Origin of the sequence: Streptomyces sp. NPDC088910 (assembly GCF_044749865.1) — a bacterium.
Taxonomy (GTDB): domain Bacteria; phylum Actinomycetota; class Actinomycetes; order Streptomycetales; family Streptomycetaceae; genus Actinacidiphila.
The window spans coordinates 229,363-252,592 of sequence record NZ_JBIVIV010000010.1; the positions used below are offsets into that span (position 1 = coordinate 229,363).

Genomic DNA, 23,230 nt, shown 5'->3' on the forward strand with positions numbered 1-23,230 from the left:
GCGGAACAGCCCCGCCGGGCCCGTACGGATCGGACCGTCCGGGTCACGGCGTGGGCGGCAGCAGCGGGCCGCACGCCCACTGCTGGAAGATCAGCCGCGTCTCGACCCGCGCGACCTCCCTCCGTGAGGTGAACTCGTCGATCACCAGCCGCTGGAGATCGGTGGCACCGGTCACCGCGACATGCACCAGATAGTCGTCGGGCCCGGTGAGGTGGAACAGGGCGCGGGACTCCGGCAGCGCGCGGACGCGGTCCACGAACGGTGTGATCAACTCCCTGCGGTGCGGCCGTACCTGCACCAGAAGAAGCGCCTCCAGACCGCGGCCCAGCTTCGCCGGGTCCAGCCGCAGCTCGTGCCCGAGGATCACGCCGCCGCGCCGCAGCCGGGCCACCCGGTCGAGGCAGGTCGACGGCGCCACACCGACGGCCGCCGCGAGGTCGCGGTACGTGGTCCGGGCATCGTTCTGCAGCAGCCGGAGAATCTCCAGATCCACCGGATCCAGCGCGACGGAATCAGACATCGGGCGAACGTAGCACGGGCGTTCTTCCACGGCGCCCGGCGAGCGTTCAGCCTGGAGCACATGGAGACGACAGCAGCAACGACACCGTCCCGGCCCCGCCTGACCCTGGCCACCGAGGCCGTGCACGCCGGGCGCGAAGACCTCGCGGCCCTCGGCGTGCACGCCGTGCCGCTCGACCTGTCCACCACCTACCCGTCGTACGACAGCCGCGCCGAGGCCCGGCGGATCGACGCCTTCGCCGCCACCGGCGAACAGCTCGAAGGCCCGCCCGTCTACGCCCGGCTGGACAATCCGACCACCGCCCGCTTCGAGACCGCGCTGGCCCGGCTGGAGGGCACCGAGGCCGCGGTGGCCTTCGCCAGCGGGATGGCCGCGCTGACCGCCTGCCTGCTGGCGCGCGCCGCCGACGGGCTGCGCCATGTCGTCGCCGTCCGACCGCTGTACGGATGCAGCGACCACCTGCTGACCGGCGGACTGCTCGGTACCGAGGTGACCTGGACCGACCCGGCGGGCATCGCGGACGCGATGCGGCCCGACACCGGTCTCGTCATCGTCGAGACGCCCGCCAACCCGACGCTCGCGGAGGTCGACCTGCGGGCCGTCGCCCACTCCTGCGGCACCGTGCCGCTGCTGGTCGACAACACCTTCGCCACGCCCGTACTCCAGCGGCCCGCCGAATCCGGCGCCCGGATCGTGCTGCACAGCGCGACCAAGTACCTGGGCGGCCACGGCGACGTGCTCGGCGGCGCCGTGGCCTGCGACGAGGACTTCGCGCGGCGCCTGCGCAAGGTGCGGTTCGCCACCGGAGGAGTCCTGCACCCGCTCGCCGGCTACCTCCTGCTGCGCGGGCTCTCCACCCTTCCGGTACGCATGCGGGCGGCCTCCGCGACCGCCGCGGAACTGGCCCGGCGCCTCACCGCCGATCCCCGCGTCGGCGCCGTCCACTACCCGCGGATCGGCGGCGCCATGATCGCCTTCGAAGTCCTCGGCGACCCCCACGCCGTCATCGGCGGCGTCCGCCTCATCACCCCGGCCGTCAGCCTCGGCAGCGTCGACACCCTCATCCAGCACCCCGCCTCCATCAGCCACCGCATCGTCCCCGAGGCCGATCGCTCCCGCTCCGGCGTCAGCGAACGGCTCCTCCGCCTTTCGGTCGGCCTCGAAGACGTCGACGACCTCTGGTCCGACCTGACGCTCGCGCTCGCGTCCTCCACTACCTCGGCCGCACCCGGCGTACGTCGCATCGACGTCTGACCGCGTTCTCCGCTGACGCAGGAGGGTAGGCCGTGTTTTTAGGCGCGGGGAACCTGCGCGCTCAGCCACGATGGTGGCGGGCCTTGAAATACCGGCCCCGGAGGGGCAGTTGCTGTCGTTCTCGGGCTGACAGCCCGGTGGGGGCGGGCCGCGCAGTTCCCCGCGCCCCTGAAAAACAGGGCCCTGCGCGACGGCAGCGCGCCCTTCCCGCGCCCCTTCGGGGCGTGACCCGAGGCGTCAGGTGCGGTCCTGGGTGGTGCGGGGGAGGGGGGAAGGGGCGTCGGCAGACGCCAGGGTGGCGGTGATGACGAGGGTGCCGTCCTCGACCTGGTAGTCGAGCGGCAGCGCAAGCTCGCGCATGGCGGCGACCATGCCGGTGTTGGTCGACTGCGTGACAGCGTAAACGCTGTCACGCCCGGCCTCGGCGGCCATGGCGACCAGCTTGCGCAGCATGGCCGCACCGATGCCGCGCCGCTGCCAGCCGTCCTCGACGAGGAGGGCGACCTCGTTCTCGTCGCCGTCCCAGAGAAGGTGGCCGAGGGCGACCAGGCGGCCGGAGGCGGTCTCGACGGCGAGGGACTGGCCGAAGCGGGGGCTGAGCAGGTGGGCGAGGTAGCGGTCGGCGTCGCCCACGGGGCCGTGGTAGCGCAGGGCGAGAGTGCCGGGGGAGCAGCGCTCGTGCATGGCCAGGGCGGCTTCGCGGTCCTCGGGCCCGGCGCGGCGGATCGTGATCTCGTTGCCCTCGGGGAGCGTCAGGACGTCCTTGGCGTCGGGCGTCCTGGCCCCGAGGCGCGCGCCGAGCCGCGCGTCGAGTTCCAGCAGGGCCCGCGCCCTGGCGAACTCGGTGGGCGTGAAGGGGAGATGGTCGCGCTGGACGGTGATCGTGCCGCCCGACGGGTCGCGCAGCCGCATCACGGTGCCGTCGAGCGCGTCCTCGGCGTGAGCGGGGGCGTCGGCGGGCGCGGGCGTCGAGCGGATGGTGCAACGGCCGAACAACTGCCGCAGCGCGAGCGGCAGTTCCGCCGCGTCGAGCGCCGTACGGGTGGCCAGGGTGAGCATGCGGGTCGGGGTGTCCACCAGGTCGTGGGCGTCCGCCCGCTCCGTCCATGTGTCGGTGCCGCCCGCGGCGGTGACGGTCCGGGCGAGCGCCGTGGCGGGCAGCGCCGCAGGGGCCCGCAGCAGGAACTCGTCCACCGTGCCGTCGGCCAGCGGGTGCGTCTGAAGGGTGACGATGTCGACGCGGCTGCCCGCGAGCGCCGTGCACACCGCGCCCAGGCTGCCGGGGGCGTCGCGCACGGTCGTCCGCAGCCGCCACAGCGTCGTCTCGCCGTCGGTACGGTCGCCCGCGCGCTCGGCGCCTGCCTCGTCGGCGGATGCGTCGGCGCGTCCGTCCTCGCCCGGCCGCGGCGCGGCGGCCGGTGGCGCGTGGCCGCGCCCGCGTGCCCACCAGGTGTGGAAGCCCGCGACCGCGAGCAGCGCCGCCGCCGACATGACCAGCAGCACCCGGCCGTCGGGTCCGTGCCCCACCGTCTCGGCGATCAGGTCGGCGGTGGCCATCGCCGTGAACAGCGCGGCCACTTCGACGAATTCGCGGCGCCAGTGATGCTGACGGGATCCGGGATGGGCAGGAGTCGACTGAGACATACGTCTACCATGCCTAAGATGTGTTGCGTGATCACGAACGTTCCGTGACCGGCCGGTAAAGGACGGATCTTTTCGGTTAACTTACGTTTTCAACGTTTTTGCCGAATGCGCCCCTCTCGCGCCGGAGTGCGGCATCCATGGCCCCATGGTCAACGAGCCCCCGCGCCGCCTACGATGGCCCGACTTCACCCCGCCGCGGACCACCCGAGCCGCCCTACCCGCGCCGAAGCAGCTACCCCCACCGGCGCAGCGACGATGACTGCAGAACAGACACCGCACACCTTCCAGGTCGATCTGCGTGGCCTGGTGGATCTCCTCTCCCACCACCTCTACTCCAGCCCGAAGGTCTACCTGCGGGAACTTCTGCAGAACGGCGTCGACGCGATCACCGCCCGCCGCGCGCAGGACCAGGACGCGCCCGCCCGCGTCCTGCTGCACACCGAACCCGGCGCGCTGCGCGTCGAGGACAGCGGGATCGGCCTCACCGAGGCCGACGTGCACAATCTGCTGGCCACCATCGGACGCAGCTCCAAGCGCGACGCGCTGGAGAACGGCATCGCTTCCGCCCGCACCGAATTCCTCGGCCAGTTCGGCATCGGCCTGCTGGCCTGCTTCGTCGTCGCCGACACCATCCGCGTGGTCAGCCGCTCCGCCCGCACCCCGGACGCGCCGCCGGTCGAATGGTCCGCGCGCGACGACGGCTCGTACACCGTACGCACGCTGCCGGACGACGCCAGGACCGAACCCGGCACCACCGTGCACCTCACCGCGCGGCCCGGCGCCGCCGACTGGTTCACGCCCGAGCGGGTCACCGCCGTCACCCGCGACTTCGGCTCGCTGCTGCCGTACGACATCCGGGTGGACGACACGCCCGTCACCGACCGGCCGCCGGTCTGGGAGCGCCGCCACGCCAGTGCCGGGGCCCGCCGGGTGGAGTTGGCCAGGCACTGCCAGGAGCAGTTCGGCTTCCTGCCGCTGGACGCCATCGACCTCGACGTGCCGGTCGCCGGAGTGCGCGGCATCGCGTACGTCCTGCCCTCCGCCGTCAGCCCGGCCCAGCGCGCGGGCCACCGCGTGCACCTCAAGGGCATGCTGCTCACCGACCGCGCCGACGAACTCCTCCCGGACTGGGCCTTCTTCGTCCGCTGCGTCATCGACACCGACAGCCTGCGGCCGACCGCGTCCCGCGAACACCTCTACGCCGACGAGACGCTCGCCGCCGTCCGCGACGCGCTGGGCGAGCGGATCAAGGAGTGGCTGACGACGCTGGCCGCGGGCGAGCCGGAACGCCTCGGACACTTCCTGTCCGTGCACCACCTCGGCGTGAAGACGCTCGCTCGGCACGACCCCGACCTGCTGCGGGTGATGCTGCCCTGGCTGCCGTTCGAGACCACCGACGGGCAGCAGTCGCTCGACGAATTCGCCCGCCGCCACCCGACCGTGCACTTCACCCGTACCGTCGAGGAATTCCGCCAGGTCGCCGCCATCGCCGCCGCCCAGGGCATGGGCGTGGTCAACGGCGGTTACACGTACGACGCCGACCTGGTCGGGATGCTCCCGCGGGTACGGCCGGGCACCCCGGTCGCGGAACTGGACGCCGACACCGTCACCGCCCACCTCGACACGGTCGACCCGGCCGAGGAACTGGCGCTGTCGGGCTTCCTGGCCGTCGCCCGCGCCGCACTCGACCCGCTGGGGTGCGACGTCGTCCTGCGCACGTTCCACCCGCTGACCGTCCCCGCGCTGCACCTCGACGACCGGTCGGCCCGGCACGAGCGCGCCCGCGAGGAGGAAGAGGAACAGGCCGACGACCTGTGGGCGGGCATCCTCGGATCGCTGCGCGGCACCGCGCCCAGGGCCCGGCTGGTCCTGAACCACCTCAACCCGCTGGTGCGCAGGATCGGCGCGCTCGGCGCCCGCGACCTGGTGGCCAGCTCCGTCGAAGCGCTGTACGGGCAGGCGCTGTTGATGGCGCAGCGGCCGTTGCGGCCCGCCGACACCGCGCTGCTCAACCGGGCCTTCCTCGACCTGCTCCAGTGGGCCACCGACCACCCGGCCGGGCAGGAGGAGGGCCGATGAGGACGACGTGTCCGACCGGGCCACGGCGCGGCGTCCCGGGGAGCCCACGATGACCGGCGAGCCCACGACCGCGGCGGATCTGCGCCGGGCCATCCAGGAGAACGCGGCGGAGCCGGAGGGCGCGGCCCGCAACGCCCGCGCCGAGCGCATCGCCGAGGAGGCCGACCGCACCGGTGACCGGCCGCTGATCATCGAGGCGCTGTTCAATCTGCTCACCGCGTACAACTACAGCTCCGAGTCCGACAAGAGATTCGTGCCCTTCGCGAAGGCGCTGCGGATGTGGGACGAACAGCCGGGCGACTTCGACGAGTTCAGCGCCAAGAGCCTGCACTGGTACTTCAAGTGGGTCTCCAGCGGGATGCTCGACCAGCCGCACATCCCGCTGGCCGCCATCGAGAAGTGGCAGGCCGAGATGGAACACCGCTACCGGCTCGCCGGATACTCCGAACGCGCCGTACGGCAGGGCCAGTTCAGGATCGCCCGGCACATCGGCGACCTGCCGCGCGCCGAGGCCGCCTTCGCCGCGTGGCTGGCCGCCGACCGCGACGTGATGAGCGACTGCCACGCCTGCGAACTGCACGCCCAGGGCGGCTGGCGGGTGCGCCTCGGCGACGACCGGCGGGCGCTGGAGAGCTGGCAGCCGGTACTGGCGGGCGAGTTGACGTGTGCGCACGAGCCGCACGGGGTGCTGGCCTCCTCGCTGCTGCCGCTGCTCAGGACCGGCAGCGCCGACCTGGCCCGCGCCAACCACCTGCGCGGCTACCGGATGGTCCGGTCGATGGAGAGCATGCGGTCCGCCGTCGCCCAGCACATCGAATTCTGCGCGCTCACCGGCAACGAGGCGCGCGGCCTGGAGATCCTGGCCGCACACCCCGCGCACTTCACCGCCGCGGGCGACCCCGACAGCCTCATGGACCACCACGCCGTCACCGCGCTGCTCACCGCACGGCTCACCGCGCTCGGCCACGCCGACCGCCCGGTGCCGGGACCGGCGGGACGCGACTGGACCGCCGCCGACCTGCACACCCATGCCCGCACCCGCGCCCTGGAGTTGGCGCACAGCTTCGACGCCCGCAACGGCACACGGGCCGTCTCCGAGGCCGTACGGGAGCGGATGGCGCGCCAACCCCTGCTGGAACGGCTGCCGTTGGGAATTCGGGCGGCGCGGCTCGGCGAGGCGGCGGCCACGGAGGCGGGACCGGCCCTTCCCCCGCCGCGGGCCGACTCCGTACCGGCAGAACCCGGCGCCGACGACCTGCCGGACATGGTCGCCGAGGCGCGGCGGCTCAGCGGCGGCGGCGACCCGCGGGCCCACCAGGCGTGGGCGGACGTGGCCGCCGCCGTGGAACGGACCGGCGCCGAAGTGGACGCCGCGGCGCGCGCGGAGATCACCGACAACGCCGCGATGGCCGCGATCGGCGAACCCGTACGGTCCCGCGAGCTGTTCCTGCGCGCCGCGCGGCAGTTCGAGGACGCGCGGGAGCCGGGGGAGGCCGCGGCGAGCCGGGCCCGCGCCGCCTACGCGCTCGCGCTCACCGGCGAGGCGGACGAGGCGCTGCGGGCGGTCGAGGAGCAGTGCGCGGTGCTGCGCGACCTGCACGGCGAGGAGCGGGCCACCGCCCGCCAGGTCAGCGGCGCGGGGCTGCTGCGCTGCCGTGTCCTGCTGGCCGCCGCGGCGGGCGGCGACGACGAGGCCCGGCGGGCCGCGCTCGCGGAGGCCGCCCAACAGGCCGCCGACGTGGCCGAGTTCAGCGAGGAGCACCAGGCCGAGCCGGGGATGACCGGACGCCTCGCGGACGCCACCGTCATGCTCGGACGGCTCGCCGCGGGCCGCGGCGACGGCGAGCGGGCGGTCCGACTCCTCACCCGAGGAGCCGAGTTGCACCACGCGGCGGAACAGCCCTGGTACGCGGCCGAGCCCGAGGCGGCCCTCGCCGACCTGACACTGCGCGGCGGCGACCCCGAGACCGCGGCCGACTGCGCGCGCGCCGCGCTCGACCACGGCGCCGACGTACTCGAACCGCCGCACCGCGCCCATCTGCACCTGCTCATCGCCCAGGCGCGCGCCGCGCTCGGCGACGACGAACAGGCCGCGGCCGAGGCGCTGGAGGCCGCGACCTGGGCCGACGAGGCCGGCCACGGCGACGACATGGGCGCCACCGCCCGGCTGCTGTTCGGCGGCGCGCTGCGGCGGCTCGGCCGGGCCGAGGAGGGCGCCTGCGTCCTGGAGTCCGTCCTGCCCGACCTGGAACGCGGCGGCAACGAAGCCCAGATCGTCCAGGCCCGCTGGTGGCTCGCCGAGTGCCAACTCGACCTCGGCGAGGCCCGCGAGGCCGCCGAGCAGTTCCTGCGCGCCGCCCGGATCGCCGAGGGCTGGGACGACCCCTGCGACCACGCCATGCTCGCCAATCTCGCCGCCGACGCGCTCAACCGCGCCGGTCTGCACGACGAGGCCGTACGCGCCTACGCCCGCGCCGAGGACCTCTGGCGCGCCGTGGGCGACCCGCACGCCCTGATCCGCACCTTGCGCGCCCGCGCCTGGATCGAAGTCGGTGAAGGCCGCGGCGGCATCACCGTGGCCCGCTCCCTCATGACCGCCGCCGCCGACACCGTGCGTCAGGCACTCGAAGCCGCCGACCCCGACGACGGGACGGCCACCGGCTACCTGCGCGTGGACCTCGCCGACACCTACCGCCAGACCGCCGAGATCGTCCTACGCGCGGCGGGCGGCACCGACGGCTCCGACGACGGTCCGGGCGACACGGACGCCGTCTACGAGGAGGCCCTGGCGCTGGCCGACCTCGCCATCGCCACCCTCACCCCGCTGGGCGCCACCGCCCGCGACGACCGCACCGCCGCCACCCTCATGGCCGCCTGGCTGGAAGCCGACCTCGCCCGCCCCACCGCCGCCGCCACCCGCGCCCGTACCGTCACCGCCGAATACGCCGACGCCCAGGACCCCACGGCCGACGCCCGCCGCGCCGAGGCCGCCTCGATCCTCGATTACACCAGCGCCGACCGGGCGGACGACGAGAGCTGAGGCCGGGCTCAGGACCGCTCGTCTCAGCGCGGTGCGGCCGACTCCGCCCTGGCTAGCAGCTCGACCGCGCGAGTGATCGACTCCGGGGACAGGTGCGCGTACCCGATGACCAACCGGACGCCGGGCACCCGCGTCGGCGCGTGCTCGTAGTCGGACAGGGGGCGGAGGGTGATTCCGGCGGCGGTCGCGGCGGACAGCAGACGGGACGGGGGCCCGTAGCGCGGTGGGAGGGTGACGATGGCGTGCAGACCGGCGGCGATGCCACTGGTCGTGGCGCCGGGGAAGTGCGCGGCGAGCGCGGTGGTGAGGGTGTCGCGGCGGCGGCGGTAGAGGCGCTGGCAGCGGCGGAGGTGGCGGTCGTACTGCCCGGAGGTGAGGAAGTCGGCCAGGACGGCCTGCTCGGTGACCGGGTTGCCGAGGTCCATCGTGCGCTTGCGCGCGGCGGCGTCGGCGATGATGTCCGGCGGCGCGACGAGCCAGCCGAGCCGCAGCCCCGGGGCGAGGGTCTTGCTCACCGAGCCGGTGTAGGCGACATGGCCGGGGTCCAGGCCCTGGAGGGCGCCGACCGGCGCGCGGTCGTAGCGGAAGTCGCCGTCGTAGTCGTCCTCGATGACGAGACCGTCGACCGTACGGGCCCAGTCGGTGAGTTGGGCGCGCCGCCGCGCCGAGTACGCGACCCCGGTCGGGAACTGGTGGCAGGGCGTGACGATGGCGGACCGTACTCCGGCGGCGGCCAGCGCCGTCACCGACAGGCCCTCCTCGTCGACGGGCACCGGCACCGCCGTCAGCCCCGTCGCGCCGAGCAGTCCGCTCTGCTCGGGGCTGCCCGGGTCCTCGACGGCCGTCGCGCGCTCGCCGCGCCCGCGCAGGACGAAGCCGAGCAGGGTGTGCGCCTGGGCCACGCCGGAGCAGACCATCACCTGGTCGGGGTCCGCGGCCACCCCGCGCCGCCTGGCCAGCAACTCAGCGAGCGCCTCGCGCAGTTCGGGCAGGCCGCGCGGATCCGGGTAGCCGAAGGCGCGGTGCGGGAGCCGGGCGATCACCCGCCGGTGGGCGGCCGACCACGCGGCCCTCGGGAACAGGGAGAGGTCCGGCAGACCCGGCCTGAGGTCCGCGGGACCGCCCCGGTCGTCCACGGCGGGCATGGCCGTCGCGGCCGGTACGGGTTCGGCGCCCGCGCCCGTCACCCACGTGCCGGAGCCCTGCCGCCCGCTGAGATACCCCTCGGCCGTGAGCTGCGCGTACGCGTCGGTGACCAGGCCCCTCGACACGCCGAGGTCGGCGGCCAGTTCGCGGCTGGCGGGCAGTTGCGTGCCGGGTGCGAGCCGCCCCGAGCGCACGGCGTCCCGCAGCGCTGCCTGGAGCGCCCGCCCCCGCCCTCGCGGCGACGCCCCCGCGGAGGGCAGCAACAGCTCCCACGCGGCGGTCCACCCCTCGGGCTGAGCGCCGTGCGGCCCGCCGGCCGGCGGGCCCGCCGGGACCGCCGTCCGGGGTACGTCCGACCCGGCCGCCGCGGTCGGCGCGCCGCCCGCCCCCTCCGGGTCCGCCCCGGCACCATCCGAATTGGTCCTCTTAACTCCCATGGGAATGGACCTTAAACCGGACCGCTTGTCTCCATACCGTCGTCGTATGAACTCATCCCCACGCGCCGGCTTCCTCTTCGCCACTGTCGCCTGTGTTCTGGTCGGCGCGTCCTTCACCGCGGGCGGCGCGCTCGTGGACTATCCGCACGCGGGCGGCCAGGCGCTGCGTTACGGTTCGGCCTGTCTGCTGCTCCTGTGGCCCGCGCGCAAAGGCGCCGTGCGGAGACTGCGGGCGCTGACCGTACGCCAGTGGGCGCTGGCGGCGGGCGTGGCGGCGATCGGCATGGTCGGCTTCAACCTCGCGATCCTCGCGGCCGAGCGCACCGCGGAACCGGCGGTGCCGGGCGTGCTGGTCGGGTGTGCCCCGGTCGTGGTCGCGGTGTTCGTACCGCTCGGGGCGGGGCGGCGGCCGACGCGGACGGTCGCCGCGGGGGCCGTGCTTGTGGCGTCCGGCGCCTTCGTGGTGCAGGGCTGGGGCGGCACGGACGGCGTGGGGCTGTTCTGGTCGGTGATGGCGCTGGTGGGGGAGTGCGGATTCGCCCTGCTCGCGGCGCCGTTGGTGAAGCCGCTGGGGCCGCCGCTGCTGTCGGCGTGCGTGTGCGCGCTGGCCGCCGTGGAGGCGGGGACGCTGGGGCTGGTGACCGAGAGCCGGGCGGCGGTCCGCGTACCCACCGGATCCGAGGCGCTGGCGCTCGGCTGGCAGTCGCTGGTGGCCACCGTGATCGGATTCCTGTGCTGGTACGCGGGCGTGCAGCGGATCGGCACCGAGCGCGCCACCCTCTTCTCCGGGCTGATCCCGGTGTCCGCCGCGGTGACCGCGCCCTTGGTGGCGGTCGGCACCTTCGGGGCGGGTCAACTCGCGGGCAGCGTCCTGGTCGCGGTCGGTGTCGCCGTCGGCTCGGGAGCGCTGCGGTCCCGCCGACGGCCGCTCGCGAAGGAACCTTCCGCGAACCGGCCTCTCGCGAACCGGCCTCCCGCGAAGCCGCTTCCCACGAAGCCGCTTCCCGAGCACCGGCCTCCCGAGCACGTATCCGACCGCGATCGGCGGACCGTTCCGGCGGCGGCGGACGCCCCATAGCCGGATGGCAAAATTCCGCGCGGCCGGGAACTCCCGCTGGGGTGGGCGAGTTGTGACAGTACGGGCCGGTGCGCGACACCGGTCCGGCCAGCAGCCCCGACCGGGCGCCCCCGTCCCGGTCGGGGCGTCGTCCGCCCGGTGCCGCCGCGCGCGGCGCGTCCCGCACGGTCCCTCGGCGGCGCCGAGGGACCGTGCGGCGCGTCATCAGACCTCCGTGAGTGCTTACTTGGCGCCGAGCACCTGCTGGAGCGGGTCGATCGCGAAGTACGCCAGGAAGCACACCGACACACCCCACACCAGCGGATGCACCTCGCGCGCCTTGCCCAGCACGATCTTGATCACGACGAAGGACAGGAAGCCCGCGCCGATCCCGTTGGTGATGCTGTAGGTGAAGGGCATCACGGCGATGGTGAGGAAGGCCGGGATGCCGATGTCGTACTGCGTCCAGTCGATGGTGCGGACCTGTGCCATGAGCAGGAAGCCGACGGCGACCAGGGCGGGGGCGGCGGCCTGGGACGGGACGACGCCGGCGAGCGGGGTCAGGAAGAGCGCCACCACGAAGAGCGCGCCGGTGACGACGCTGGCCAGACCCGTACGGGCGCCCTCGCCGACACCCGCGGCGGATTCCACGTAGGCGGTGTTGGAGGAGGCGGAGGCCGCGCCGCCCGCGACGGCGGCGGCGCCGTCGATGAACAGCACGCGGCCGATGTTCGGCACCCGGCCCTGCTCGTCCAGCAGACCGGCCTCGTTGGAGATGCCGACGATCGTGCCCATCGCGTCGAAGAAGTCCGACAGCACGAGGGTGAAGACGAAGAGCGCGGCCGTGACGATGCCCGCCTCGCGGAAGCCGCCGAAGAGGCTGAAGTGACCGATCAGCCCGAAGTCGGGCGTCGACGTCACATGGTGCGGCACCTTGGGCACCGTCAGGCCCCACGCCGAGTCCGGCAGGTCGGCGATCTTGTTGACGACGATCGCCACGATCGTCATGACCACGATGCTGATCAGGATCGCGCCCTTGATCCGCCGCGCGACCAGCGCGACCGTCAGCAGCACACCGAGGCAGAAGACCAGCACCGGCCAGCCGGTGAGCGTCCCGGTCGCGCCGAGCTGCACCGGGACCGTCGTCTTCGCCGCGTCGGGGATGCGGCTCGCGAATCCGGCGTCCACGAAGCCGATGAAGGCGATGAACAGGCCGATGCCCACGCTGATCGCCTGTTTGATCGGCTGCGGGATCGCGTTCATGATCGCCTCGCGCAGGCCGGTCGCGACGAGCACGCAGATCAGCAGGCCCTCCAGCACGACCAGGCCCATCGCGTCGGGCCAGCTCATCTTGGGGGCGAGCTGGAAGGCCACCACGGCGTTCAGGCCGAGACCGGCCGCGATCGCCAGCGGGAGGTTGCCGCCGACGCCCATGATCGCGGTCATCACGGCCGCCACCAGCGCGGTGGCGGTGGTGAGTTGGGCGACCGAGAGGTGGTGCCCGAACTTGTCCGTGGCGCTGCCCAGGATGATCGGGTTGAGCACGAGGATGTACGCCATCGTGAAGAAGGTGGCGAGGCCGCCGCGTATCTCCCGGCCGGGCGTGGATCCGCGCTCCGATATCCGGAAGTAGCGGTCCAGCGGACTGGCCGCGGGTGGTGGTCCGGACGACGGCTTCTCCGCGTCCACGACGGGTCCTGACATGGTGCTCCTCTGGATTCAACAAACGGTGGAACGAGGGCGGGGCACACGGATTGTGCTCCCCGGTCGGCCGCGGCGGGTTTCCGTGGCGTTACCCCGTATCACCGTCGGGTTTCAGTCATGCCCAGGTCAACACCCGCGTCGTTTCCCACGGACATCACGAACGGCGTCTCAGCACACCGTCAACAACTCATGAACGTCTCGCGCGCCCGCCCCATAGCAGGCCGTCGCGTTCGAGGATTGGTCTTGACCAAGTTCACGAGGCGGCTCTATCTTCGAGACGTAGTAGTGCAAGGACCTTTAATAAATAGTGGTTCGGAAACAAGGCTGAACAAGCCGAGGGCGTGGCCGACAAGCCAGAGCCCGTCGCGGACCCGGTGATTGCGAGGACAGGGTGGGGACCACGCAGCTCGAATCGGTGCAGGAGCCGAAGTACTGGCACCTGAAGACCGTGCTGAACGACGCCCTCGACTCGGAGTTCGAGGTCGGTGAGATCCTGCCGAACGAGCGGGACCTGGCCGCCCGCTTCGGTGTCGCGCGTGCGACGCTCCGGCAGGCGCTCGAACAGTTGGAACTCGAAGGGCGCCTCCAGCGGCGCAGGGGGGTCGGCACCACCGTGGCACCGCCGCGGATGGGCGTGTCCGTGGGACCGGTCGCCGAGGCGTGGCCCGGCTCCGGCCGTGACTCCTGGAACACGGTGGGCTGCGTCGAGGCCGCCGCGCCCGGCCCGATCGCCGCGCTCCTCGGCACCGGCGGCGACGAGGCGGTGCACACCATCCGCCGCGAGCGCGTGATGCGCGGCCAGCACGTCGCGACCGAGCTGCTGTACGTGCCCCCGGCCTCGGTGCCCGAGCTGTCGACGATGCTCACGCCCGCCAACCACGGCCCCGCCGTCCTGCGCGAGCTGCACACGCTGGAGTTGGAGGGCGAGGACCGCTCCGTCGAGCTGGGCTCGGCCAGCGCCCAGGACGCCAAGCAGCTCGACCGGCTGCCCGGCGCGCCCGTCCTGGTCGTCACCACCCGCTACTTCTCCGAGGGCCGGGTCGCCGCCGCGTCGGTGGCCACGTACCGCGCCGACACCTGCCGGCTGACCTTCGGCGACTCGGGTGCTCTTGAGGTCACCCACCACCAGGACGACAGCCGCCAGGCTTCCTGAACCGGGCGGCTGCCCCGGCGGCGAGCGCCCACCGGTCCAGACGACCGGAGGCGCCGAGCCCGGCGGCCGTACGCCGACCCGACGTCACCATGGCGCGGTACTGATACGTCAGTGCCGCGCCAGTGACGTCTGCTCCACCGCGAAGAGCTGCTCCTCGACATGGTCCAGGGCCAGCCGCAGGGCGCCGGTCGCGATGGCCTCCTGCCCGAGCGCGGACAGCGTCACCTTCGGGGGCCGCAGACAGTAGCGCGCCAGCTCGGAACGGAGCGGCTCCAGGACCCCGTCGAGGCCCGCCGCCCAGCCGCCGACGACCACCAGCTCCGGGTCGATCGCCAGCACCAGCGCGGCGACGTCGTGCACCAGGCGGCGAAGGAAGCGCTCGACGGCGTCCTTGGCCTGTACGTCGCCCTTCTTCGCCAGCGCGAAGACCCGCGCGACCGCAGGTTCGTCGAGCGGGTGCAGCGGGGTGCCGGTGGTCGACAGCAGGTGCTCGGGCGTGACCTCGCGGCCCAGCAGGTGCAGGGCGCCGATCTCGCCCGCCGCGCCGCCGAAGCCGCGGTGCAGCCGCCCGCCGATCAGCGAACCCGCGCCGGGGCTCAGCCCGGCCAGGACGAAGACCACGTCGTCGGTGTCGACCGCGACACCCTTCCAGTGCTCGGCGACCGCCGCGACATTCGCGTCGTTCTCCACCAGCACCGGACAGCGGAAGGAGCGCTGCAACCGCTCGCCCAGCGGCAGCCCCGTCCAGCCGGGCAGCGCCGTGCTCAGCCGGACCTCGCCGTGCGCCTCCACGATGCCGGGGCTGCCCACGCCGACCGCCCACAGGGTGCTGCGGGCCACCCCGGCCTTGCGCAGCAGCTCGGCGACCGTGCCGCGGACCCGCTCCAGCCGGTCGTCGGCGGACGCGGCCTCGTCGACCTCGCGGCCGTGCGAGCCCAGCACCTGGCCGCTGAGGTCCGACAGCACCACCCGTACCTGGTGCGCGCCGATCTCGATGCCCAGCAGATGCCCGGCCTCGGCGTGGAAACGGAACCTGCGGGCGGGACGGCCCTGCTTGCGCGCGTCGGCGCCCTCGGGGGCCACCTCGACCACCAGGTCCGACTCGGCCAGGCCCTCGATGACGCCCTCGACGGTGGGCCGCGACAGTCCCGTGCTGTGCACCAGCTCGGTCAGCGTCGGGGCCTGCGCCCCGCGCAGCGCATGGAGGACGACCGCGGAATTGATCCGCCGGAGCAGGGATGGGTCCCCGCCGGTGAGCCGCCCCAACGTATGTCCTCCCAGCCTGTACCTGTGTGTGGCGGATCGTACCGGGCGCGGGCCGTCGCGGCGAGTGGTCGCCCGTACCCGCCAAGACGCGTGGCGTCCCGTAAGCGCTGACGGGACGCCAAACGTCCTACGGGGACGGTGCGCGGGAGCGGTGGAGTGCCGGTGCCGCGCGCGGCCGTCCCGCCGGCCCAGGCGGAACGGCAGGGCGGGGGGCTACGGCTTCGGCTCGTGACCCGCGGCGACGCGCAGTCGGGCGAACTCCTCCGCGAGAGCGGCCGGCGACCAGTGCGCGTTGAGGCCGCTGGGGCTCGGCAGCGCCCAGATCCGGGTCGCGCCGATCGTCCGCTCCTGCGGGCCGACCTGGGCGTGCTTGTCCGCGAAGGCCACCCGGTAGGCGGTGACGCCCAGCACGGCGAGCCAGCCGGGCCGGTACTCCTCGACCTTCGCGGTCAGCTGCTTCCCGCCCTCGACCAGCTCCCGCGCCGTCAGCTCGTCGGCCCGCGCGGTCGCCCGCCCGGCCACGTTGGTGATCCCGAGGCCGAGCGCGAGCATGTCCTCCTGCTCGGCCGGGGCGAACCGGCGCGGTGTGAAACCGGAAGCGTGCAGCGCGGGCCAGAAGCGGTTGCCCGGCCGGGCGAAGTGCTGCCCGAGATGCGCGGACATCAGCCCCGGATTGATCCCGCAGAACAGCACCCGCAGACCGCCCCCGATGACATCGTCCAGGGTGCGGTCGCGGGCCGCCGTGAGCTGTTCCGGAGTCATACGGGCTGCCGCCTGCTCGTCCTGCTCGTCCCGGTGGTCAGAGGATCGCGCCGGGGCGGTACGCGGCGGCCCGCGGGTGCGCCTTGGTGACGTCCTCGATCCGCCGGACGACCTCGGCGACCTGTCCGGCCGCCGCGCCCGTGAACGACAGCCGGTCGGCCATCAGCGCGTCGAGACCCGCCCGGTCCAGCGGGATCCGCGCGTCGGCGGCGAGCCGGTCGAGCAGTTCGTTGCGCTCGGTGCCCTGCTCGCGCATGGCCAGCGCGGACGCCACCGCGTTCTCCTTGATCGCCTCGTGCGCGACCTCGCGGCCGACGCCCGCGCGCACCGCGCCCATCAGCACCTTCGTGGTGGCCAGGAACGGCAGGTAGCGGTCCAGTTCGCGGGCGACGACGGCCGGGAAGGCACCGAATTCGTCCAGCACCGTCAGGAACGTCTCCAGCAGCCCGTCGAAGGCGAAGAAGGCGTCGGGCAGCGCGACCCGGCGCACCACCGAGCACGACACATCGCCCTCGTTCCACTGGTCGCCCGCCAGCTCGCCGGTCATCGACGCGTAACCGCGCAGGATCACCATCAGGCCGTTGACGCGTTCGCAGGAACGGGTGTTCATCTTGTGCGGCATCGCCGACGAGCCGACCTGGCCCGGCTTGAAGCCCTCGGTGACCAGCTCGTGCCCGGCCATCAGCCGGATCGTCTTGGCCAGCGACGAGGGACCGGCGGCGAGCTGCACCAGCGCCGTCACCGCGTCGTAGTCCAGCGACCGCGGGTACACCTGGCCGACCGAGGTGAAGGCCCGCGAGAAGCCGAGGTGGTCGGCGATCCGCTGCTCCAGATCCGCCAGCTTCGCGCTGTCGCCGCCCAGCAGGTCCAGCATGTCCTGCGCGGTGCCGACCGGACCCTTGATGCCGCGCAGCGGATAGCGGCCGATCAGGTCCTCGACCCGCTCGAAGGCCACCAGCAGTTCGTCCGCGGTCGTCGCGAAGCGCTTGCCCAACGTCGTCGCCTGCGCCGCCACATTGTGCGAGCGGCCCGCCATCACCAGCTCCGCGTACTCACCCGCGAGCTGCCCCAGCCGCGCGAGCACCGCGACCGTACGGTCCCTGACGTGCTCCAGCGACAGCCGGATCTGAAGCTGCTCCACATTCTCCGTCAGGTCCCGTGACGTCATGCCCTTGTGGACCTGCTCGTGCCCGGCCAGCGCGTTGAACTCCTCGATGCGCGCCTTCACATCGTGCCGGGTGACCTTCTCGCGCTCCGCGATCGAGCCGAGGTCGACCTGCTCGACCACCCGCTCGTAATCCGCGATGGCCTGCTCCGGCACCTCGATCCCCAGGTCCTTCTGCGCTCGCAGCACGGCCAGCCACAGCCTGCGCTCCAGCACCACCTTCTGCTCGGGAGACCACAAGGTGGCCAGCTCCGCCGAGGCGTAGCGGCCTGCGAGGACATTGGGGATGCGCGGCTTAGCAGTCACGTGCGGAGAGTTTACCGGGTATCCGGGCGGCCGGATTCCGCCGGTCACACGCGCCGGAGCCCTGGTCAGCGGTCCGGGGACGGGGCCGTGACCGCCGCGCGCCGCAGGTGCCCCCGGCGCCGTACCACTGCCGAGTCGACCCGGGTCTGTCGTAGGTCTGCGCCGGGCGTACGCGGCCGCCCGGACGCTTCCGCGCGTCGGTTCGCGCCCTGTCCCCGGTGATCGGCGAGGTCCCACGATCGAGGTGTGGCGATTCGCACGATTTCTGCCACATGTTCTGCTACCCGGTCACCCGGCTGTCCGGGACCGAGACGGAAGGAACACGCTCATGAGCACGTCATCAGGGGACGGACCTCCGCAGGACGAGGTCCGCGCGGTCACCACCGCCCAACTGACCCAGGTCGCCGACAACGGCATCTGGGGCACGGGCGCGAGCGTCAATCCCGACGCGGCCAACCTGGGCGAGGCGCTGGTCGCCGCGTTGCAGGGCAACACCACCCAGAACCTGCTGCCGCGCGACCTGCGCCGGCTCACCGACGACGTGCTGCGGGTCGCCACCGTCGGCTTCCCGTGGATCCGGGCCCAGGACGGGACCCGGCTGGCGGCGCACACCATCAGGCACAACTCCGCGGAACCGCGCCCGCTGGTCATCCTCCCCGCGGGCTGGACCCCGGTCGGCTGGCCGCTGTTCGAGTACGCGCACCTGACCCTGGCCCTCAAGGGCTACCACGTGCTGGCGTACACCCCGCGCGGGATCGGCCTGACCGTGAACATCCCCGGCCACGGGTACGTGGACGGCCCGTTCACCTCGGGCGGCTTCATCGACGTCGGCGGACCCAACGACTGGGCCGACGGGTCCTCGGTGATCGACTACGCGCAGGAGCACTTCGCGCCGAGCAGGATCGGATTCCTGGGCGAGTCCTACGGGTCCGGGATCAGCCAGCTCGTCGCGGCGAACGACGACCGGGTGGACGCGGTCGTGGCGCTGAGCACCTGGGGCAATCTGGCCACCAGCCTCTACCACCACGACACCCGGCACCTCCAGGCCGTGGCCGTCCTGCTCGCCCTGACCGGCGGACCCGTGGAGCGCAAATTCGACGAGGCCACCCAGCAGATCCTGGCGGACTTCCACGCGAATCAGAACATGGACGCGGTCGTGGCGTGGGGCACGGAACGCGCACCGGAGGCGTACACCGACGCCACCAACGACCGCGGTGTGCCGACCTTCATCTCCAACACCTGGCACGAGGGCCTGTTCCCGGTCAACCAGGTGCTGGCCACCTTCAACCGCCTCACCGTCCCCAAGCGGCTGAACATGTGGATCGGTGACCACGCGGTGCCGGAGGGTCCCGGACTGACCGGACCGCTGGCCGGGCCGACCGGCCCCAACCTCGCGATGGCCGAGGCGTACGCCTGGCTCGACCACCACCTGCGGGGCGAGGCGAACGACGTGCCCGACTGGCCCCAGGTCAACAACCAGATCATGTTCACCTACGAGACCCGGCCGGGCTCCGGCACAGGAGACGACACCGTCGTCACCCCGGCGCGGCGCGAACCCCGGCAGACCTGGGGCGACGTCACCGTCTCCACCGAACGCTGGTATCTGGCCAACACCGGGGCCGGCCGCCGGGACGGGTCACTGACCGAGGAGCCCGCGCCCGGCTGGTCGCGCGGGTTCATCGCCGGGCACCTGACCGAGGCCACGGCGGTGGACGGGATCGTGGCGACCGGCAAGGCCGAGTGGAACGGCAATCCGAAGACCTACGAGACGGAGAAGTTCGACCGGCAGCACCTGGCGCTGTGGGCCACCGATCCGCTCCCCGCGGGCGCGGACCCGCACGTGGCGCGCCGGATTCGCGGCATCCCCGAGGTCCGGCTGACCGTGCGCAGCTCCGCCGCGTCCACGACCCTGGTCGCGTACCTCTTCGACATCGCCGAGGACCGGACGGCGCGGATCGTCACGCACGAGCCGTACACCCTGTCCGACCTCGTGCCCGGCCAGGACACCACCGTCACCTGGCAGCTCCAGGCCGCCGCCTACGACGTGCCCGCCGGCCACCGGCTGGCCCTGGTCGTCAACAGCAAGGACAAGCTCTACTCCGACGCCGACGTCGAGGGCAGCACGACCACCGTCAGCTCCCCGCCGGGAGAGGAGTCCCACCTGGACCTGCCGCTGGGCTGACGGGCGACCCGTCGTACGGCGGATCAGTCGTCGTACGACGGACCGGCCGCCCACGGCAGCAGGTCGGGGCGCTTGGCGGGACGGCCGTCGCCGGAGGAGCGGCCGGTGAGGCGGCGGCCGATCCACGGGACGAGGTGCCGCCGGGTGAAGCGCAGGTCGGCCGTGCGGCGGGCGGTCCAGCCGGGGCGGACCGCCGGGGGGAGACCGACCGTCCAGTCGGACTCGGCGGGATGGCCGAGGGTCTGCCAGACGGCCTCGGCGACGCGCCGGTGGCCGTCCGCCGTGAGATGGAGCCGGTCGTCGGCCCACATGCGCTGGTCGCCCAGGACCTCGGCGCCGTACAGGTCGACGACCAGGGCGCCGTGGCGGGCCGCGAGGTCGTCGAGGAAGGCGAAGAGCTGTTCCATCCGGGGCAGGAAGCGGGCGGCGACCGGCCCGCGCCGGGCGGGGCTGCGCATCAGGACGAGCTGGCCGCAGGCCGGCGCGAGCCGTTCGACACAGCTCTCCAGGACCGCGCAGACCTCGTCCACGTCGCACTTGGGCCGCAGCACGTCGTTGAGGCCGCCGACCAGGGTGATCAGGTCGGCGCCCATCGCGGCGGCCACGTCGACCTGGTCCTCGGAGATCTGCCGGATCAGCTTGCCGCGCACGGCGAGATTCGCGTACCGGAAGCCCGGACCGTCCTCCGGCTCCGGCTGCTGACCGGTCCCGGTCGCGGTTCCGTCCCCGTCCCCGGTGGCGGTGCGGGAAGCGGCGGCGAGGCGGGCGGCGAGCAGGTCCGCCCAGCCCCGGTAGGACCCGTCGGGCAGCAGGTCGGACATGCCCTCGGTGAAGGAGTCGCCGACCGCGACGAAGCTGCTGTACGCGGCCGGCGTCCGCGCGCCCGCCTCCGCGCCTGCCTGTGTGTCTGTCTGTGCGTCATTCTGCATGGCGCCGGAGATCCTATGCGACCGCTCAGGAGCACCGGCAACGAGGTCGGGACCCGTTACCGGTCGCCCCGGCCGTTCAGGGGCGTCCGGGACCGACCAGCTCCTTGAGCACGTCCTCCATCGTCACCAGCCCGATGCCGCGCCCCGCGTCGTCCACGACCGCCGCCAGGTGGGCGCTGCCCGCCCGCATCGCGGTGAGGACGTCGTCCAGCGGGGTGGCGGCGCCGACGCGGGTGATGTGCCGCAGGGCGGTGCGCCGGAAGGGCGCGTCCCGCGGATCGGCGTCCAGGGCGTCCTTGACGTGCAGGTAGCCCAGGACCCGGCCGTCGGGGTCGGCGACCGGGAATCGGGAGTAACCGGAGTCGGCGGCGAGCGCTTCCAGGCCCTCGGGCGTGATGCCCAGCGGCGCGCGTACCACCCGCTCGGGCGGCACCACGATCTCGCCGATCGGCCGCCTGCCCAGCTCCAGGGCGTCCCGCAGCCGCTCGGCGGCCCGCTCGTCGAGCAGCCCCGCCGCCCCGGCGTCCACCACCATCCGGGACAGCTCGTCGTCGGAGAAGACGGCCGCCACCTCGGAGCGCGGCTCCACCCGCAGCAGCCGCAGCAGCGTGTTGGCGAACGCGTTGATCGCGAAGATCACCGGCCGCAGCGCCCTGGTCAGCCCCACCAGCGGCGGGCCGAGGACCAGCGCGGACCGCACCGGATCGGCCAGCGCGATGTTCTTCGGCACCATCTCGCCGAACAGCATGTGCAGATACGTGGCCACGGCCAGCGCGATCACGAACGCGATGACGTGGATCGCGCCCTCCGGCACGTGCACGGCGTGGAACGCCGGCTCCAGCAGGTGCGCGATGGCGGGCTCGGCGACGATACCGAGCACCAGCGTGCACACGGTGATGCCGAGCTGCGCCGCGGCCAGCAGCGGCGAGAGGTGTTCCAGACCCCACACCACGCTGCGGGCGCGGCGGTCGCCGCTCTCGGCGAGGGTTTCCACCTGGCCGCGGCGTACCGAGATCATGGCGAATTCGGCGCCGACGAAGAACGCGTTCACCACGAGGGTGAGCGCGCCGATGAGCAACTGGACGACGGTCATCGGTCACGTCTCCGCTCGGCCGTGCCCGCGGTGTCGCCGGGCGCGTTGCCGGGCGGGTTGCCCGCCGTAGCGCCGGGCGTGCCGCCCGCCGCCCTGTCCGCGGCGGCGGGGGCCCGGGCCGCCCGCGCGGGGGAGATCAGCCGGGCCCGCGACGCCCGGTGCCCACTCGCGTCGGTGACCTCGATCCGCCAGCCGTCCAGCTCGAAGGCGTCGCCGCGCGCCGGGATACGGCCGAGGCGCTGGGCCACCAGACCGGCCAGCGTCTCGTACGGCCCGTCGGGGGCGTGCAGCCCGATCCGCTCCAACTGGTCCTCGGTACGGGTCGCGCCGTCCGCGTCGTAGATCCGCCGCCCGTCCGGCGCCTCCCGCAGGAAGAGCAGGTCGGGAAGCTCGTGCGGGTCGTGCTCGTCGCGGACCTCGCCCACGACCTCCTCCACGATGTCCTCCATGGTCACCACGCCCGCCGTGCCCCCGTACTCGTCGATCACCACGGCCATCGAGCGCCGTCCGCCCAGCCGGTCGAGCAGCCGGTCGACCGTCAGCGTCTCCGGGACCAGCAGCGGTTCGCGCAGCAGCTCGGTGACCGGCACGCGCGGGCGCCGGTCGGCGGGGACCGCGAGGACGTCCTTGATGTGGGCGGTGCCGATCACCGAGTCCAGGCTGCCGCGGTAGACGGGGAAGCGGGACAGGCCGGTCGCGCGGGTCGCGTTCGCCACGTCCTCGGCGGTGGCCTGCGCTTCGAGCGCGGTGACCTGGACGCGCGGCGTCATCACGTTCTCGGCGGTGAGCTCGGCGAGGTTGAGGGTACGGACGAACAGCTCCGCGGTGTCCGCCTCCAGCACACCCTCCTTGGCCGAGTGCCGGGCCAGCGCGGCCAGCTCCTGCGGGCCGCGCGCCGACGCCAGCTCCTCCGCGGGTTCGAGGCCCATCGCGCGCAGCACCCGGTTCGCGGTGTTGTTGAGGTGGTGGATCAGCGGGTGGAAGGCGGCGGTGAAGGCGCGCTGCGGCGCCGCCACGGCCTTGGCGACCGGCAGCGGAGTGGAGATCGCCCAGTTCTTCGGCACCAGCTCGCCGACCACCATCAGCGCCACCGTGGACAGGGCGGTGCCCAGCACCAGGGCGACGGAGGACGACGCCGAGTCCGGCAGCCCCGCGGCCCGCAGCGGCCCGCGCAGCAGCTCCGCGATCGAGCTCTTGGCGAGCATGCCGATGACCAGCCCCGTCACGGTGATGCCGAGCTGCGCGCCGGAGAGCTGCACGGTCAGTGTGCGGACGGCCGCCAGCGCCGCCGCGGCGCCGCGCTCGCCGTCCCGCGCCGCGCGCTCCAGCTCACCGCGCTCGATCGTGGTCAGGGAGAATTCGGCCGCGACGAAGACGCCGCAGGCGAGGGTGAGCAGTACGGCCACCAACAGCAGAAGTGTTTCAGTCATCCGGTCACCTCGGTCCCATGATCGGCCACGACCGGGCCGACCGCTCGGTATTGGCGGTCCGGG

General features: G+C 73.4%; 16 protein-coding genes. 6 read left to right on the forward strand and 10 right to left on the reverse strand.

Annotated elements, in window-relative coordinates; translation table 11 throughout:
- Positions 1 to 43: 43 nt before the first annotated feature.
- Entirely contained in the window at positions 44 to 520 is a 477-nt protein-coding gene (locus ACIP4Z_RS23495) for an Lrp/AsnC family transcriptional regulator (RefSeq protein ID WP_355341262.1), read from the reverse strand.
- A gap of 60 nt (positions 521 to 580) precedes the next feature.
- On the opposite strand from ACIP4Z_RS23495, the gene ACIP4Z_RS23500 reads away from it, so the two are divergent.
- Positions 581 to 1,774 carry a trans-sulfuration enzyme family protein gene (locus ACIP4Z_RS23500; RefSeq protein WP_401311108.1) on the forward strand — a complete coding sequence of 398 codons (1,194 nt, stop codon included), beginning with the start codon at positions 581 to 583 and terminating at the stop codon, positions 1,772 to 1,774.
- Positions 1,775 to 2,011: 237 nt separating this feature from the next.
- Here ACIP4Z_RS23500 and ACIP4Z_RS23505 read toward each other — a convergent pair whose 3' ends face one another.
- Positions 2,012 to 3,418, reverse strand: coding sequence for a GNAT family N-acetyltransferase (locus ACIP4Z_RS23505; RefSeq protein ID WP_401311111.1), 1,407 nt, complete (start codon positions 3,416 to 3,418; stop codon positions 2,012 to 2,014).
- Positions 3,419 to 3,673: 255 nt separating this feature from the next.
- Here ACIP4Z_RS23505 and ACIP4Z_RS23510 point away from each other — a divergent pair, with 255 nt between their 5' ends.
- Together ACIP4Z_RS23510 and ACIP4Z_RS23515 are read left to right on the forward strand one after the other, a co-directional pair.
- Positions 3,674 to 5,497 carry an HSP90 family protein gene (locus ACIP4Z_RS23510; protein WP_401311114.1) on the forward strand — a complete coding sequence of 608 codons (1,824 nt, stop codon included), beginning with the start codon at positions 3,674 to 3,676 and terminating at the stop codon, positions 5,495 to 5,497.
- 49 nt (positions 5,498 to 5,546) lie between these two features.
- Positions 5,547 to 8,537, forward strand: a complete 2,991-nt coding sequence (locus tag ACIP4Z_RS23515) for a tetratricopeptide repeat protein (RefSeq protein WP_401311117.1) — start codon at positions 5,547 to 5,549, stop codon at positions 8,535 to 8,537.
- Positions 8,538 to 8,560: 23 nt separating this feature from the next.
- Here the strand turns inward: ACIP4Z_RS23515 and ACIP4Z_RS23520 are convergent, their stop codons facing one another.
- A complete protein-coding gene (locus tag ACIP4Z_RS23520; RefSeq protein WP_401311120.1) occupies positions 8,561 to 10,120 on the reverse strand; it encodes a PLP-dependent aminotransferase family protein in 1,560 nt (519 codons plus the stop codon).
- A gap of 46 nt (positions 10,121 to 10,166) precedes the next feature.
- Here ACIP4Z_RS23520 and ACIP4Z_RS23525 point away from each other — a divergent pair, with 46 nt between their 5' ends.
- A complete protein-coding gene (locus ACIP4Z_RS23525; RefSeq protein ID WP_401311123.1) occupies positions 10,167 to 11,198 on the forward strand; it encodes a DMT family transporter in 1,032 nt (343 codons plus the stop codon).
- A gap of 222 nt (positions 11,199 to 11,420) precedes the next feature.
- On the opposite strand, the gene ACIP4Z_RS23530 is transcribed toward ACIP4Z_RS23525, so the two are convergent.
- Positions 11,421 to 12,881 (reverse strand): solute carrier family 23 protein, encoded by a 1,461-nt coding sequence (locus ACIP4Z_RS23530; RefSeq protein ID WP_391045172.1) that lies wholly within the window; start codon positions 12,879 to 12,881, stop codon positions 11,421 to 11,423.
- 391 nt (positions 12,882 to 13,272) lie between these two features.
- Between ACIP4Z_RS23530 and ACIP4Z_RS23535 the strand changes: the two genes are divergently transcribed.
- Positions 13,273 to 14,034, forward strand: coding sequence for a GntR family transcriptional regulator (locus ACIP4Z_RS23535; protein ID WP_355341238.1), 762 nt, complete (start codon positions 13,273 to 13,275; stop codon positions 14,032 to 14,034).
- 108 nt (positions 14,035 to 14,142) lie between these two features.
- Here the strand turns inward: ACIP4Z_RS23535 and ACIP4Z_RS23540 are convergent, their stop codons facing one another.
- The 3 genes from ACIP4Z_RS23540 to purB all read right to left on the reverse strand — a co-directional run bounded on the left by ACIP4Z_RS23540 (position 14,143) and on the right by purB (position 17,533).
- A complete protein-coding gene (locus tag ACIP4Z_RS23540; protein WP_355341235.1) occupies positions 14,143 to 15,300 on the reverse strand; it encodes an ROK family protein in 1,158 nt (385 codons plus the stop codon).
- Positions 15,301 to 15,513: 213 nt separating this feature from the next.
- Positions 15,514 to 16,062 carry a G/U mismatch-specific DNA glycosylase gene (mug, locus tag ACIP4Z_RS23545; RefSeq protein ID WP_401311128.1) on the reverse strand — a complete coding sequence of 183 codons (549 nt, stop codon included), beginning with the start codon at positions 16,060 to 16,062 and terminating at the stop codon, positions 15,514 to 15,516.
- A 37-nt stretch (positions 16,063 to 16,099) separates the two neighbouring features.
- Positions 16,100 to 17,533 carry an adenylosuccinate lyase gene (gene purB / locus ACIP4Z_RS23550; protein WP_355341229.1) on the reverse strand — a complete coding sequence of 478 codons (1,434 nt, stop codon included), beginning with the start codon at positions 17,531 to 17,533 and terminating at the stop codon, positions 16,100 to 16,102.
- Between the two features lie 328 nt (positions 17,534 to 17,861).
- On the opposite strand from purB, the gene ACIP4Z_RS23555 reads away from it, so the two are divergent.
- Complete coding sequence (locus ACIP4Z_RS23555) at positions 17,862 to 19,715, forward strand: CocE/NonD family hydrolase C-terminal non-catalytic domain-containing protein (RefSeq protein ID WP_401311132.1); 1,854 nt, start codon at positions 17,862 to 17,864, stop codon at positions 19,713 to 19,715.
- Between the two features lie 23 nt (positions 19,716 to 19,738).
- On the opposite strand, the gene ACIP4Z_RS23560 is transcribed toward ACIP4Z_RS23555, so the two are convergent.
- The 3 genes from ACIP4Z_RS23560 to ACIP4Z_RS23570 form a co-directional block, all read right to left on the reverse strand.
- On the reverse strand, positions 19,739 to 20,644 hold the full coding sequence (locus ACIP4Z_RS23560) for an SGNH/GDSL hydrolase family protein (RefSeq protein ID WP_401311135.1): 906 nt from the start codon (positions 20,642 to 20,644) through the stop codon (positions 19,739 to 19,741).
- Between the two features lie 76 nt (positions 20,645 to 20,720).
- Positions 20,721 to 21,737 carry a hemolysin family protein gene (locus ACIP4Z_RS23565; protein WP_401311137.1) on the reverse strand — a complete coding sequence of 339 codons (1,017 nt, stop codon included), beginning with the start codon at positions 21,735 to 21,737 and terminating at the stop codon, positions 20,721 to 20,723.
- On the reverse strand, positions 21,734 to 23,167 hold the full coding sequence (locus tag ACIP4Z_RS23570; protein WP_391161985.1) for a CNNM domain-containing protein: 1,434 nt from the start codon (positions 23,165 to 23,167) through the stop codon (positions 21,734 to 21,736). The genes ACIP4Z_RS23565 and ACIP4Z_RS23570 overlap by 4 nt, the downstream gene beginning before the upstream one ends.
- Positions 23,168 to 23,230: the final 63 nt, after the last annotated feature.